This is a genomic window from Acinetobacter sp. CIP 53.82, from assembly GCF_000369465.1.
In the GTDB taxonomy this organism is placed as follows: Bacteria; Pseudomonadota; Gammaproteobacteria; order Pseudomonadales; family Moraxellaceae; genus Acinetobacter; species Acinetobacter indicus.
Map to the genome: position 1 here is coordinate 506,072 of NZ_KB850046.1, position 13,993 is coordinate 520,064.

At 47.6% G+C, this 13,993-nt stretch carries 14 protein-coding genes; 3 read left to right on the forward strand and 11 right to left on the reverse strand.

The window, feature by feature from the left end:
- Window positions 1–12 precede the first annotated feature (12 nt).
- The 4 genes from F905_RS08015 to F905_RS08030 form a co-directional block, all read right to left on the reverse strand.
- A complete protein-coding gene (locus tag F905_RS08015) occupies window positions 13–1,893 on the reverse strand; it encodes a GGDEF domain-containing protein (RefSeq protein ID WP_005179458.1) in 1,881 nt (626 codons plus the stop codon).
- 117 nt (window positions 1,894–2,010) lie between these two features.
- Window positions 2,011–2,352, reverse strand: a complete 342-nt coding sequence (locus F905_RS08020) for an FKBP-type peptidyl-prolyl cis-trans isomerase (RefSeq protein WP_005179461.1) — start codon at window positions 2,350–2,352, stop codon at window positions 2,011–2,013.
- A gap of 125 nt (window positions 2,353–2,477) precedes the next feature.
- Entirely contained in the window at window positions 2,478–3,008 is a 531-nt protein-coding gene (locus F905_RS08025) for a YaeQ family protein (protein ID WP_005179463.1), read from the reverse strand.
- A 63-nt stretch (window positions 3,009–3,071) separates the two neighbouring features.
- A complete protein-coding gene (locus F905_RS08030) occupies window positions 3,072–4,079 on the reverse strand; it encodes a CobW family GTP-binding protein (protein WP_005179465.1) in 1,008 nt (335 codons plus the stop codon).
- Between the two features lie 456 nt (window positions 4,080–4,535).
- Between F905_RS08030 and F905_RS08035 the strand changes: the two genes are divergently transcribed.
- Together F905_RS08035 and F905_RS08040 are read left to right on the forward strand one after the other, a co-directional pair.
- Complete coding sequence (locus F905_RS08035; RefSeq protein ID WP_005179468.1) at window positions 4,536–4,748, forward strand: hypothetical protein; 213 nt, start codon at window positions 4,536–4,538, stop codon at window positions 4,746–4,748.
- Between the two features lie 313 nt (window positions 4,749–5,061).
- Window positions 5,062–6,666, forward strand: a complete 1,605-nt coding sequence (locus F905_RS08040) for a bifunctional 3-(3-hydroxy-phenyl)propionate/3-hydroxycinnamic acid hydroxylase (RefSeq protein WP_005179470.1) — start codon at window positions 5,062–5,064, stop codon at window positions 6,664–6,666.
- Between the two features lie 70 nt (window positions 6,667–6,736).
- On the opposite strand, the gene F905_RS08045 is transcribed toward F905_RS08040, so the two are convergent.
- The 7 genes from F905_RS08045 to F905_RS08075 form a co-directional block, all read right to left on the reverse strand.
- A complete protein-coding gene (locus tag F905_RS08045) occupies window positions 6,737–7,354 on the reverse strand; it encodes a glutathione S-transferase family protein (RefSeq protein WP_005179481.1) in 618 nt (205 codons plus the stop codon).
- A gap of 147 nt (window positions 7,355–7,501) precedes the next feature.
- Window positions 7,502–8,395, reverse strand: coding sequence for a LysR substrate-binding domain-containing protein (locus F905_RS08050; protein WP_005179483.1), 894 nt, complete (start codon window positions 8,393–8,395; stop codon window positions 7,502–7,504).
- An 11-nt stretch (window positions 8,396–8,406) separates the two neighbouring features.
- Entirely contained in the window at window positions 8,407–9,606 is a 1,200-nt protein-coding gene (locus tag F905_RS08055; RefSeq protein WP_005179484.1) for an MFS transporter, read from the reverse strand.
- Window positions 9,607–9,610: 4 nt separating this feature from the next.
- Entirely contained in the window at window positions 9,611–10,192 is a 582-nt protein-coding gene (locus tag F905_RS08060; RefSeq protein ID WP_005179488.1) for a TetR/AcrR family transcriptional regulator, read from the reverse strand.
- Window positions 10,193–10,345: 153 nt separating this feature from the next.
- Window positions 10,346–10,861, reverse strand: a complete 516-nt coding sequence (locus F905_RS08065) for an acyl-CoA thioesterase (RefSeq protein WP_005179490.1) — start codon at window positions 10,859–10,861, stop codon at window positions 10,346–10,348.
- 285 nt (window positions 10,862–11,146) lie between these two features.
- Complete coding sequence (locus F905_RS08070; protein WP_227543056.1) at window positions 11,147–11,326, reverse strand: hypothetical protein; 180 nt, start codon at window positions 11,324–11,326, stop codon at window positions 11,147–11,149.
- 270 nt (window positions 11,327–11,596) lie between these two features.
- Complete coding sequence (locus tag F905_RS08075; protein WP_005179495.1) at window positions 11,597–12,628, reverse strand: patatin-like phospholipase family protein; 1,032 nt, start codon at window positions 12,626–12,628, stop codon at window positions 11,597–11,599.
- A 129-nt stretch (window positions 12,629–12,757) separates the two neighbouring features.
- Here F905_RS08075 and chrA point away from each other — a divergent pair, with 129 nt between their 5' ends.
- On the forward strand, window positions 12,758–13,957 hold the full coding sequence (gene chrA, locus F905_RS08080; RefSeq protein WP_005179498.1) for a chromate efflux transporter: 1,200 nt from the start codon (window positions 12,758–12,760) through the stop codon (window positions 13,955–13,957).
- The last annotated feature ends 36 nt before the right edge of the window (window positions 13,958–13,993 follow it).

Consider the following 13,993-nt stretch of genomic DNA (forward strand, 5'->3'; position numbering starts at 1 on the left):
TTTTTCACTGGCTTAATGCCCGGCAATCCTGTACTGATCCCGGCCGGCTTCCTTGGCCAGATACAGCTGCTGATCGGCCGCTTTCATAAATTCCAGTACACTGGCATAGGGCTGCTTGCCAGTCATCCAGGCCACGCCCATACTGACCGTGACATAGTTTTTCGCATCCTGACGGGCAATGTGCTGTATCTGCTCGGCACGAACCGCCTGTAATACCTGCACCATCATCGGCTCTAATAAGGCAATCGGGACATTGTGCAGTATCAAGGCAAATTCTTCACCACCATAACGCGCTACATAGGCATTTTTAGGCAAGGCACGATTCAAGATCAGCACCAGCTGCTGCAAAACCTGATCTCCTTTTAAGTGGCCATAATGATCGTTATATTTTTTAAAATAATCGATATCCAGCATCACAAACGCCAGGGTATATTCAGGCTGCTGACAGGTCTGCTCAAAACGTAGCAAAATTTCATCATTCAAGGCACGGCGATTATAGGCACCGGTCAGCGCATCAATTTTTACCTGCAATTCCAGCTTGGCATTTAACTGACTTAACTGGGCGGTACGTTCCTTGACTTTAACATCCAGCGAATTATTCAGGCTCAGCAAACGGTTATTCAGTTTTTCAATATAGACCGTATCACGCGCATAGTTACGTGCCTGCTGCAGCATAATCAGCAAGGCATACAGACTGGTAGAAATAAACGATAAAGGAATTGATTCAATCAGGTTTAATGCCAGCAGCAGATCATGAATAAAGCTGCCAAATAGCAGCAATACCGCACATACGGTTAATTTGGAATAGCTCAGTTTCTGCCGCAAAGTTTTGGCAAAACCGTAGATAAAATTGATCAGCACCAGCAGGCTGAATAAAGAACTCCATAACGCCAGCTGTTCCAGCACCATCGGTGGTGCCCACAATGCAGCGACCAGATTAATGGCAATAAGCAGCAGCGCAGCACAATATACCCACCGATGCAAATAACGCTGGTTAAACAGGAACATATAGCTCAAGAAAAATAAAATGGCCAGAAAACTGAACAGATATTGCAGCCGCAATCCCCAAATCCAGTTGATATCGGTAAAAGCAGTATAGGCATACGGGGCTGCGAACAGGTTGTGCAGCGCCAGAAACACAATAAAAATGCCAAATACAAACATACTTTGTGCATTCGGCGACATCACCCCACGGAAAAAGGAAAAGACCAGGGTAAACAGCCCAATCCCGAGTACCCCGCCGCTCATCATGGCCACGCTCATCATCAAGCGCTGGTATTGATAGTTTATGGTACGGCTGAGTCCGATTTTTATTGAATGTTCCAGCCCGCCCCTGAAGTTCTGGAAACTGGAGGCCTGAATCGCCAGGGTAAAATATTCACTGTCGGCAATAAAATGGGCAAGCCGATGACCATTACCGTTTTCATGGCGGGCAGCATCAGGACCGGCTTCCCCCACACGTGCCAGCGGCTCACCATTTAAATACACCCGGTAGGCACCTTGCTGGCTGGGCATCCAGATTGCAATGCGGCGACCGACAAATTCTTTTGGCAGCTGAAAATGCCCAATAAATGTGCCATAGCCTTCCATTTGGCCGGTCAGTTGCTGAAAAGAAGCCGGTAGATGTACCCGTTCTGCAGTCAGTACTGCACTGGGCTGTTGAATAAACTGCTGATTGTAAAACAGCCATGAGCCATCCAAATTGGTACTGGAACGTTCACTAAACTGCAGGGTCGTAATCAGCTGCTGCTGATAATAGGAGTCTGGTGAGGAATCATAATGTGCTCGTGCCGAAGCAAGGCTGAGTGCACACAGACACAGCCAGGCCATTAACAGGACAGAAATCCGAAAGTACGCGCGCTGTTCCAATAAAATGATAATCCCTGCAGACATTGGAAAGGAATAATTTTAATGTACTGTGTATTATAGGGCTTTCAAATTACTTTTTGGACTATTTTTGCACAAGCCGACCAGAGACATCCTGTTCTCCGGTCAGGGGATGTGGCAAGCTTATTCGTCGCGGGTTTTCACGTCAAATAATTCAATTTCAAAAATCAGGTTGGAATTGGCCGGAATAATATTGCCAATTTTACGTTCGCCATATGCCAAATGGGATGGCACGATCAGCTTGCGCTTACCGCCAACTTTCATCCCGAGAATGCCCTGATCCCAACCTTTAATCACACGGCCGGTACCGATCACGGTTTCAAAATAGTTACCGCGGTCAATGGAAGAATCGAACTTGGTACCATCTTCCAGCCAGCCGGTATAGTGAGTGGTAATTAAAGCGCCTTTGACTGCTTCTTTACCCTCACCCACTTTTAAATCAATAATTTCTAATTCTTTTGACATTCGTCTGCTCTCTTCAACCAAATCAATTGTGCATGAGTATAAAAGGAATTGATGACAGCTGCATAATTTAGGCCGCTAAATTGCAGCCGTTTATCGACCTGACACCACAGCAGCAACCGGATGGGTTACTGCAACTGTTCCCATTCAATCACGGCCTGGGCCTGATCACCGATTAAGGTCCATTCGCCATCCATCACATTTAGCTGTAGCTGCATGGTACGTTCACACAGTTGCTGAATGGCTTCGGTGGTGGCGGTAGACAGTTTACAGACCTGAACATTTTTCAGGGTTTTCAGCTTGCTGGAGCGTTTATACCAGTCATCGACATTGCTGCCATAGGCCACCACCGCCACCTGTTGGCAACGGGCGCTGGCTTTTTTGACCTTGTCTTCATCCGGGCAGCCGACTTCAATCCAGTTTATTAGCTGACCTGTGAGATCTTTTTGCCACAGCGCCGGCTCATCGGTTTCAAACAGGTCTTTGGTAAATTCCAGTGCGTCATCGGCATAGCGAGCAAATGCCAGAATACGCACCATCAGGCGCTCGATGGTTTCAGACGGATGCAAGGCCATGGTGAGCTGATAGTCACCATATTGATGCACATCCATATTGGCAATATTTAAATCTGCTTTATAAATTGTTGCTTTAAGCGCCATATACGTGATCCTCAAATTTGGCGCCTAGCATATCGGATTTTGCTGCCCCGTGCTGAACAGATTCTAGGCAGTATTGTCAATACGACAGGCCAGCAGCTGTTCCTCAAACGCACTCCAGTCCCGGGTGTTACGATAAATCAGCTCGATCCGGTTATCGGTATTTTCGGGCGATGACTGATAGTTAAATTGCTGCGGATTGAAATTAAAGGTTTTCCAGCCCTGATTGGTGTGAAAAATTGCTTTAATCCGCAACCAGTCCTGCTGTTCACAGAGCAGATCCAGCAATGCATAAAAGTCAAATTGCCAGCGCCGGGAAAATTTCCAGCCGGCCACCGAATACCCCTGCGCCGTTTCCACATAATGATAGGGCAACTGTTTAATTTCCGGCAGCTCTGCCTGTGCCGGCAGTGTGCGTTGCAGCTGCAATAAAGGCTGGATTTTACGCTGGATGCCGACATGGGCCAGATCAATTTCAGCCAATGGCAGCTGACCGTTTTCAGCAGCTAGCCAGCGCGGTGCATAGGCCTGATATTCCTGTTTTAATTTTTCCAGGCCCTGTTCATCTGCCGGCTGCATCTGATCCGGATGTGAAATCACAATAATCTGGGCGGCTTTTAACTGGTCGGTATACAGGTTTTGCTGGGTCCAGTCGGCATCGTGCAAACGTGAACCATCCACCACCGTGACCAAGGCGCGCATATCCAGATGGCTGTGCCAGTGCGGTTCGGTCAGCTGTTCCAGTAATTGCAGCGGATGGCCCAATCCGGTGGGTTCAATAAACAGCCGGTCGGGCTTGGCTTCATCCAGCAAGCGAGACAAGGCAATCTGCATTGGTAACTGGCTGCTGCAACATAAACAGCCACCGAGCAGTTCCTTAATTTCAAAACCGTCACTTTGCGGCAAAATCTGCTGGTCGATGCCGATCTGGCCAAATTCGTTCATCAACACCGCCCAGACTTCCTGCTCCGGCTTTTGGCGCAGCAACTGCTGTAACAGCGTGGTTTTCCCGGCTCCCAGAAAACCGGAAATAATATGGGTTGGAACGGCGCGTGTCGGTGCAATCAGTTTCACAGGTCTACTCTTTGGCTGGGCAACGTTTGCATGCTATGCAAGATTGCCATGTGGTTCAAGCCAGCACTGCGGCTTTCTGGCTGAGATTTTTTCAGCTTGAGCCAGAAAATGCGCCTACCTTTGCTATCTTTTAGAAAAATTTAATTACATTTATCTGCCCGTAGTTTTTTCCCGTAACACTGAAATATCGGTAGCAATGTAATTTTATTTATCCCGGCATGGGGATAGTTCGAGCTATCTCCTCTGTAAGTTCGCCGATTTAAGATGCAAAAAACGGTAAATTCTTACCCAATTGCTACATTTTCTTCATTCATGTAGAGCCAATGTTAAGCAGATTTTTTGCTTTGTTGCTTCGATTGCTCAATCTCCCACTGCGGCATAGCATGAAGCCTGTCCTCGATGCAGGTGATGTGCATACGAGGTCAACTCTAAAATGAATATTAAAGGATGCCCAAAATGAAATTAACTCAAATTTTACTTGCGACCACGTTTGCGGCTGCTACCGCAACCACTTTTGCTGCACCGGCAGCACCAGCCAATACTCAAACTGAAGACAAAGTGATTGTCAGCACCCAGGAACAACCAGCAGCAGCGGCCAATGCCGGTGCAGCAGATCAGCCTGCGTCTGAAGCTGCATCAAGCGATGACAAAGAAAAAACTGCACGTTAATAGTTACCATACTGTGCGTTGCTATTTTTGATGGCAGCACCGTATTAAATACCATTGTGTGAAGGTGAAACCGCTTTGATGCGGTTTCACTTTTTTATGGAAATGGTCTTTTTACCATAGAAATAAATGATCGTAACATCATCCTGAATGATTGTATTTTTATTATAAATATTCATCTAATCAACAAATTATAAAAATCATCTTATTTACTATCCTCTACAGTCCCCCTCTGTTTCCACTATGGCATAACTTGTTGAATCCCTATCTTTCACCGTTAATGGGCGTTAATCTGACGTGATGGATGGACCTCGCGATGAACACAACAAACTATACAACTGAAGTGGCAATTCTGGGTGCCGGTCCGGTCGGCTTAACCATCGCCAACTATTTAAGCAAACAAGGTATTCAGGTGATGGTGGTGGAACAGCTGGATCGCCTGATTGATTACCCACGCGCCATCGGGATTGATGATGAATCGTTGCGGACTATTCAGTCTTTAGGTCTGGTCGATCAGGTCTTGCCGCATACCACGCCCAATCATGCCATGCGCTTTCTTACCCCAAAAGGCCGCTGCTTCGCCGATATTCAACCGCTGACCCGCGAATTTGGTTTCTCGCGCCGTAATGCCTTTATCCAGCCGCAGGTTGATCAGGTGCTGTTAAACGGCTTGACCCAATATGAACAGACCCAAGTGCTTTTTTCCCGGGAACTGACCGAATTTATTCAGGATGCCAACGGCGTGACGCTCAAACTGCATACCCGTGAGGGTCAGCAGGAAGTGATTCAGGCACAATATCTGATTGCCTGCGATGGCGGCAATTCTCTGGTACGCCGTCGTCTGAATATTGCCTTTGATGGTAAAACAGCTCCGAACCAGTGGATTGTGATTGATATTGATAATGACCCACTGGCCACGCCGCATATTTATCTGTGCTGTGACCCGGTGCGTCCTTATGTGTCCGCCGCCCTGCCACATGGCATCCGCCGTTTCGAGTTTATGGTGATGCCGGGCGAAACCCAGGAAGAACTGAGCAAACCGGAAAATATCGCCAAGTTACTGTCTAAAGTACTGCCAACCACCGATGGCATCGAGGTCATTCGCCAGCGCGTCTATACCCACAATGCGCGTATTGCCGAAAAATTCCGTGTTGACCGGATTTTACTGGCCGGCGATGCAGCACATATTATGCCGGTGTGGCAGGGTCAGGGCTATAACAGCGGCATGCGTGATGCCTTTAACCTGGCCTGGAAAATGGCGCTGGTGATTCAGGGCAAAGCCGCTGCCGAGCTGCTCGATTCATACCAGATTGAACGTAAAGACCATGCCAAAGCCATGATTGATTTATCGGTGATGGCCGGGCATGTGCTGGCGCCGCCAAAACAATGGCACGGTATTGTCCGTGATGGCATTTCTTATGTGCTGAACTACATCAAGCCAATCAAACAGTATTTACTGGAAATGCGCTTTAAGCCGATGCCGAAATATCAGGATGGCGCCCTGTTGCCACAAACCGATAAATACTCGCCGGTCGGTAAAATGTTTATTCAGCCGCAGGTACAACTGGCCTCAGGTGAAACGGTGCTGCTGGATGACGTACTGGGGAATGACTTTGCGATTATCGCCTGGGGGGTTGATCCAAAATGGGGACTGTCTGACAGCAGCATGCAGCAATGGCAGAAACTGGGGGTGAAATTTATTCAGGTGATTCCTGCGGTGCAGCTCAAACATCCACAGCCGAAACACTCTGCAGATGTCATCACCATTGGTGATCTGGGCACAGAAATTCGCAGCTGGTTTGGCAAAACCACAGGCTCGGTGGTAATTTTACGCCCTGACCGTTTCGTTGCGGCGCTGGCAATTCCGCAAACCCTGGAAAGTACCAGTCAGCAACTGTTCCAGAAACTGCATGCCCAATAAGATGAACCCTTCAAAAAACCACGCTCAGGCGTGGTTTTTTGCTATTCGCGCTCATGTTCATGCCGCTGTTTCAATGCTGATCCAGCTGCTGAAACCAGATCACCTGACTTAAGGATGGCCGCTGCGCCATCCATTGCAGATACGGCCGAAATTCTTCCAGATAAGGAATGGCCTTCAGAGCAATGGCATAGGCCAGCCAGTACGCCAGATACAAATCTGCGGCACTCATACGCTCACCGAGCAAATAGGGGTTGGCCTGCTGCAGTCCCTGTTTTAAAAACGCCATCAGATCTTCCGGCAATCCCATCCCTAAACCGCGTTTATGCTGTTCGAGCTGGGCCTGACTGATCTGGAAATTGCTCAAGTCAATCCATTCGGTTAATGGGCCATGACAGAAAAATAGCCATTTGAAATAGGCGCCGCGCTGCGGATCATCCAGGGCCGGGGCCAAACCTTGTTCAAAGAAATGATCAGCCAGATAGGCAAAAATTGCCGGGGTTTCACTAATAAAAACCGGGCCATCGACCAGTAGCGGCACTTTGCCCAAAGGATTCATGGCCCGATACTCTGGCTGTTGCAGATCTTCCCAACTGACCTGAATAATCTCGATCTGATCCTGAATCTGCAGCTCCTGTAATAGCGGCATTAGGGTCTGACCACGTGATTGAGGATGCGTATACAGTTGCATGTGGAGTTCCTCGACAGTGCATCAATGCTTATATTTTAAGCCTGCTGTCCGGCGAGAAACGCTGTTGATTTGTGTCCATCTTTAACGGCTTCACCAATTTTAAAAAACCGGCTGCGCCGATATGTAGTTGGGCATAACACGTTTGCTTTAGCCAAAATCCATATAAAACTGTGCTTTCAATACTTTTAAAATCAGCTCAATCGCTTCGCTGCGATGTTGTTTGCGATAGCTGGCATAGAGGCCAATCATCGGCAGTGGCTCTAATGTATTTTTCACCACAATTTTATCGCCAAGTAGTGGAATCACATAAGCGGGCACCAGACTCCAGCCCACACCCATCCCGACCAGATTAACGTTCATCAGGATATTGGTGGAATGCTGCACCACATGAATCTCCAGCCTGGACTGCTTTAAAAAGTCCTGAATAATTTTGTACAGCTGCGGTGAAGCGTGCTCATCACTAATCACAAAATCCTGCTGCTGAAAACTTTTGATGCTGATATGTTTTAAGCTGGCCGCCGGAGAATCTTTCGGCACAATCAGGGTCAGTGGTTCATCAAAAATCTGGATTGACTCAAACGCTCCCGATTCATCTGGATAGCGGGTAAAAGCAATATCAATTTCCGCCCGACTTAAGGCCTTAAACTGCTCGGCATCCGGCAGGCTATGAAAATGGATTTTTAAATCGGGAAACTGGGCGCGAATATTCGGCATGATATAAGGAAACACTTTCATTTCAGCCACCGGCACAAAGCCGATATTCAGCTGTGCTTTCTGTGCCTGTGCCACTTGCCGCGCTTCCTGAATGGCTTTGTCGGCATAGTCCAGACACAAACGCGCCTGCTTTAAAAAGGCCTCGCCTTCTGGAGTCAGTTCCACTTTACGGTTGGAACGCAGCAATAACTGTACCCCGACCTCCTGTTCCAGATCTTTAATTTGCTGGCTTAAAGATGGCTGCACGGTATACATTCTGGCTGCGGCCCGGGTAAAGTTCAGCTCTTCTGCCACCGCAACAAAATAACGTAAATGTCTTAATTCCATGTTGAAGCCTCTTAGGGAGCCTGACGCAAGGTTGGTGTGACCATGGCTTTGTAAAGCAGCAAGGTCAACAGCACCAGCACGGCGCAGAGTAAATAGGTCAGCTGGAAGCCCATCCAGGCAATCAGGATGCCCATCAGCACGGAACCGAGTGCCAGCCCCAGATCAAACAGGGTAAAGAACGTTGAAATCGCATGACCCATGCGCTGTTTATTGACCGTTTGAATGGCCACGGTTTGCAGACACGGAAACAAGGTGCCGTAGCCAATACCAATAAACACCGCCGACAGCCATAAAATCCACGGATTAGATAAAAAGCTGACAATCACCAGTCCCATGGCAAAACACACAAAGGACGGATACATCACCGCACTTGGACCTTTACGATCATAACGCTTGCCGACCCACGGCCGCACCACAATCATGGACACAGCAAAGACCACAAAGAACAGACTGGTATAGGCCAGTAACTGCTTGGCTTCACTATAGGCAGTAATAAAACTGATCACGCTGGAATAGGCCAAGGCAGTCAGCATGGCCACCAGCCCCACCGGAATGACCCGGGTTTCGACAATATCATGCAGGCTCAGCCGGGGTTTCGTGGCAGATGGATCAGACAGATTAGCTGGTTTGACCCGATCATCCTGCAGTTTCAGGCTGAGACAGAACAGAAAACCTATCGCCATAATCACTGCCAGCACGGCAAACAACACCCGAAAACTGGTGAACTGGATGGTGGTTAAGGCAATTAAAGGCCCAAAGACTACGCCCAAATTGGTCGACATCACAAAATAGCCAATACCCTCGCCTTTACGCGCTTCCGGAATAAAGTCACTGGCCACTGGCACCGCCACCGTGGTTAAAATACTGAACCAGATGCCATGTAAAAAACGCACCAGCAGCAGGCTCCACATGCTGTCAATCCAGATATAGCAAAAGGCAAACAGCACAAAGCACAGCTCAGAACCGCGAAAAGACAGTTTCTTGCCCAGCTTTTCCACGATTAAACCGGAAAACGGCCGGATGGCAATCGAGGACACCAGAAACAGGGTCAGGGCCAAACCGGCTTCTTTGACCGTGCCGCCCAGATCATTCATGATATAAATTGGTAATACGGCCAGCAGAGCAAAATAATAAACAAACAGAAACAGGTTATTGAAAAGACACAGAATAAATGCGCGATTCCATAATACAGCAGCGCTTTGAGCAGACATAGGCTTAACTCTCCTGCGCGTCAATAAGCGGCTGAACCCGGACTGGTGCCAGCACCATCTCAATCAGCTGCTGAATATAGTCGGCATCGGGCATCCGGTTAAAGAAAATAATCTGGTAATGAATCGGTGCATATAGCGTGTCGAGCATCAGTTCAAACGGATACTGCGCCACAATTTCGCCACGCTGAATCGCCAGCTGAATCAGTTTGCGCATCTGTTCACGCCGTGGCAGCAAATATTCACGAAAAAACGCCGCGGCAGTTTCACGCTGCTCGGCCATCACCACCAGTACCGCCCGGCCAACCTGATGATTCAGCGCCTGACTCAGCTTGAGCAATTGCTGGGTCAGGTTAAACTGCAAAGACAGGCTAAAGTCGAGTTCAAAAATCGAGGCGGTTTGCAGCTTAAAGGCATCGAACACCAGTTCGGATTTATGTTTCCACCAGCGGTAGATGGTCGATTTCCCCACACCGGCCCGCGTCGCAATATCCTCAATGGTCAGATGGCTATAGTCATACTCTGCCAGTGCCTCGACTACGGCATTTAAAATACATTGCTGCCGCCGTGATGATTTTTCAGTTTCCATACCCAGCCCAAAACGAAACGATACGTATCGTTTTATAATAATCCAGTTGGTGTCGGCTGGCGAGTGATTCTTCTGTCGTCTGGTATAAAAAAATGTGGCAATAAAAAAAGACCTGAAATGTCAGGTCTTTCTTCAATACCGTGAAAGTCGGACTTAAATCGACTTCTTGTAAATACTGCAAGATGGATGAGTACCTTCCTGTAAACGCGCCACTTTACGCTGTTCTGCCGCTTCAAAACGGCAGCGTTTCCAGTCATTGTCCAGATTTAAGGCCGGCACCTGTTTGGGTTTGCCCTGCTCATCAACTGCGACCATGGTGAAATAGCAGCTATTGGTATGACGCACGGTGCGTTTTTGAATGTTCTGCGCTTCGACGCGAATGCCAATTTCCATGGAAGTACGACCTACATGGTTCACACTGGCCAGGAACGTCACCAACTCGCCGACATGAATTGGTTCCTTAAAGTTCACTTTATCTACCGAAAGTGTCACCACATAGCTGCCTGAATAACGGCTGGCGCAGGCATAAGCCACCTGATCCAGTAATTTTAGAATTGTTCCCCCATGAACATTACCGGAAAAGTTTGCCATATCTGGCGTCATTAACACCGACATGGTTAATTCAGATTGATCTTCTAAGATGGGTTTAAGCTGATCTAATGGGGACATCTTGTTTTCGGCTCTTATAAAAGACAGGATATGTGAATATTATTATATCGTTTTTAACACAAATTAAATGTTCAATTCGGCAATAAAGTCATCATTATTATTTATGGTGATTGGGGTATTATTTAGAAAAATATATAGTGTTTTGTGCTATTACTTGAATTTTCAATTATTTATCCACATCCCGACACCACTTGAACAGGATTTCAGCAGGTGCGTCAGGAGGTGGATTTTTTCCATTCGGGCCGATGAGCTCAGCCCAAAATTGGACTTTTACTGCCTGAGTTTTTAAGCCGGGTTGATATGACGCAACATTTCCGGCGACACATGACCATAATTTAAAACATTTTGTGCATCGAGCTGGGCTTCAATTTCATAGGAACCATCGGCATTAATTTTTTTAATGGTAAAAATAATTTGTTCCATGCTGGCCAGTTGTACAGATTGTCCAATGTGTAATTGCTTCATGCTCATGCCCTGCTCAGTTTTAGCTTCTAAGATAAATCATTATATTCTAATGCGGCCAGTATAAGAGCTTTATTAACAATAGGTAAACTTAAATAGCTGAATTAAAATACACTTATATATAAACTTTAAATATTAATCACAACCTTTTGAGCATGAATCGAAATACCTTTATTGAATAACATCAGGCAATTAACGCCAAAAGCAAATTGCAATATGAGCATTCTTGCCATTTTTATTCGACTTAAGTTATAGAAAAAAACCGGCAGCATTCTAGCGCCCCGAATGTATCTCAACAGTATTTTGTTGCAGGTTATAGGTTTGAATCCGGTGACCATCGGCATAGCCTTTATGCTGATAGACCTGCGAAATCTGCCCCAGCTTGCCATAGGCGGCGACCACACCGGCCTGCATGGTGGCTTCGCGGCCCTGCACATCAAAAATATGTGCTTTTTCGCGTAAATCTGGCTGAATTACAATATCGGCATGTTTCAGCTCTTCCTGGGCCAGATGCTTCTGCATGATATTAATATTCTGGTTAAATAGTCCCCAGACATGGCTGGTTTCGGTATACATCGGCTGGGCCAGAATATCGACTGCAATCACAATGTCCGCACCCAGTTCGCGGGCGACATTTACCGGTACCGGACTGACCAATCCACCATCGACATATTCGGCATCGGCAATTCGGGTTGGAATAAACATGCTTGGAATTGACACCGACGCCCGTACCGCCTGTCCGGTATTGCCGGCATTAAACACCACTTTCTTGCCCTGTTTTAATTCGGTGGCCACCACATACATCGGAATTGGCAGCTGCTCTAACGGCAACTGGTTGACCTGCGTATTGACATAGTTCTCGACTTTTTTGCCATCGAAGAAGCCTTTCATATCCAGCTTGATGTCACGGACATCATTGGCCTCCATGTTCAGGGCAATCTGACGCAGCTCATGCGCGCTTTTGCCGCTGGCATAAATCGACCCGACTATACTTCCGGCACTGGTCCCGACAATAAAATCTGGGCGGATGCCGTTTTGTTCCAGCACTTCAATTACGCCAATATGGGCATAACCGCGCGCGCCGCCGCTGCCCAGCACCAAAGCAATGACCGGGTCCTGTCCGGTATATTGTGGCAACGTTTTAAAGTTCATGCGTGCGTTCTGCTGGCTGGCCTCAGCCATTGCCGGGGTCGCCATTAATTGGGAGGACACCAGCTGATGCTGTTCTGGCAGATGCTGACAGGCGCCTAGGGTCAGCATGACTGCCCCCATCACACTGATAAAGCCAAGATTTTTATTCAACATGGATTCCTCGATCTGAACTCGACAGGCCTGCTGTAGTCTAAGGAGATTTTCTGCAGTGCATTGTTTAAATTCGTTAAACTGTCATCTATTCAGTTTAAACTTAAGTCGGGTTTTTTAAAATTCTAGCCAATGTCTTCTTTATCTTATTCACAGATTTTTCTGATTTTCTTTAAGCTGGGATGCTTATCTTTCGGGGGACCAGCCGCGCATCTGGTGTTTTTTCACCAGACTTTTGTGCAGCGTTTGCACTGGCTCAAAGATGAAGACTATGCTCAGGTCGTCGCTTTAGCGCAACTGTTGCCCGGCCCGACCAGCAGTCAGGTTGGACTGGCCATTGGCTATTTAAAACGTGGCTATTTAGGCTCGGTGGTGGCCTGGCTGGGTTTTACCCTGCCCTCGGCCTTGCTGATGACGCTACTGGCCTTTATCGGTCAGCAGTTATTCCCGTGGATCAGTTCGGCGTATTTTCATGCCATTCAACTGATTGTACTGGCGGTGGTGTTCTGGGCCTTCTGGCAAATGCTGCAAAGCTTTTGCAAAAGCTGGTGGCAATACCTGCTGATGCTTGTGTCTGCGCTCATGATCTGGTTCCTGCCACTGTCATATAACCAGATTCTGGTGATTGTGCTGGCTGGTCTGGCCGGCATGTGGATTGCCAAAGCACAACCTCAAAGCGGCAGTCATACCACGCCGAGTTTTCAGCTGGAACAGCGCAGTTTCGGCTCGACTACACTCTGGCTAATCTTATTTATCTGTCCATTTCTGCTGCTCGGTGCGCTGAACTGGATCAATCCGAATCTGCTGGCTGAAGGCTTTTTAGGCTTTTATCAGTCTGCTGCACTGGTCTTTGGTGGTGGGCATATTATTTTACCGCTGCTGCATCAGGACTTTGTCAGTACCGGCATGATCTCAGCCCAGCAGTTTGATTTAGGCTATGCCTTTGCCCAGCTCATGCCGGGTCCTTTATTCAGCTTTGCCAGCTATGTCGGCTATTTTCTGGATTTAACTGCCTATCCTGTGCTGAACGCGATCATTGCCACCATCGCCATTTTCCTGCCCTCGTTCTTTCTGATTTTTGCTACCCTGCCGCATTGGTCCTGGCTGATGCATCAGGACAAAATCAAACATGCGGTGATTGGTATTAATGCCGCGGTGGTGGGTTTATTGCTCGCGCTCATTGTTGATATGGGACAGGATTATTTAACATCAGTGCTGGATCTGGCGTTTGTGATGTTTGTGATTGTTTTACTGAAAAGCAAACTGCCGGTGTGGGTCAGCCTGATTGGTAGCTTTGGCGTGTATATGGGTTTGCTGTCTTTGCTGAGCTAACGCATCTAAAAGAATATTCTCTTGATAAAACAACAG

Bases quoted from the DNA above. Each gene is read 5' to 3' on its own strand.
- F905_RS08015 (WP_005179458.1), bottom strand. From the start codon at position 1,893: ATGTCTGCAGGGATTATCATTTTATTGGAACAGCGCGCGTACTTTCGG.
- F905_RS08020 (WP_005179461.1), bottom strand. From the start codon at position 2,352: ATGTCAAAAGAATTAGAAATTATTGATTTAAAAGTGGGTGAGGGTAAA.
- F905_RS08025 (WP_005179463.1), bottom strand. From the start codon at position 3,008: ATGGCGCTTAAAGCAACAATTTATAAAGCAGATTTAAATATTGCCAAT.
- F905_RS08035 (WP_005179468.1), top strand. From the start codon at position 4,536: ATGAAATTAACTCAAATTTTACTTGCGACCACGTTTGCGGCTGCTACC.
- F905_RS08040 (WP_005179470.1), top strand. From the start codon at position 5,062: ATGAACACAACAAACTATACAACTGAAGTGGCAATTCTGGGTGCCGGT.
- F905_RS08045 (WP_005179481.1), bottom strand. From the start codon at position 7,354: ATGCAACTGTATACGCATCCTCAATCACGTGGTCAGACCCTAATGCCG.
- F905_RS08050 (WP_005179483.1), bottom strand. From the start codon at position 8,395: ATGGAATTAAGACATTTACGTTATTTTGTTGCGGTGGCAGAAGAGCTG.
- F905_RS08055 (WP_005179484.1), bottom strand. From the start codon at position 9,606: ATGTCTGCTCAAAGCGCTGCTGTATTATGGAATCGCGCATTTATTCTG.
- F905_RS08060 (WP_005179488.1), bottom strand. From the start codon at position 10,192: ATGGAAACTGAAAAATCATCACGGCGGCAGCAATGTATTTTAAATGCC.
- F905_RS08065 (WP_005179490.1), bottom strand. From the start codon at position 10,861: ATGTCCCCATTAGATCAGCTTAAACCCATCTTAGAAGATCAATCTGAA.
- F905_RS08070 (WP_227543056.1), bottom strand. From the start codon at position 11,326: ATGAAGCAATTACACATTGGACAATCTGTACAACTGGCCAGCATGGAA.
- F905_RS08075 (WP_005179495.1), bottom strand. From the start codon at position 12,628: ATGTTGAATAAAAATCTTGGCTTTATCAGTGTGATGGGGGCAGTCATG.
- chrA (WP_005179498.1), top strand. From the start codon at position 12,758: ATGTCTTCTTTATCTTATTCACAGATTTTTCTGATTTTCTTTAAGCTG.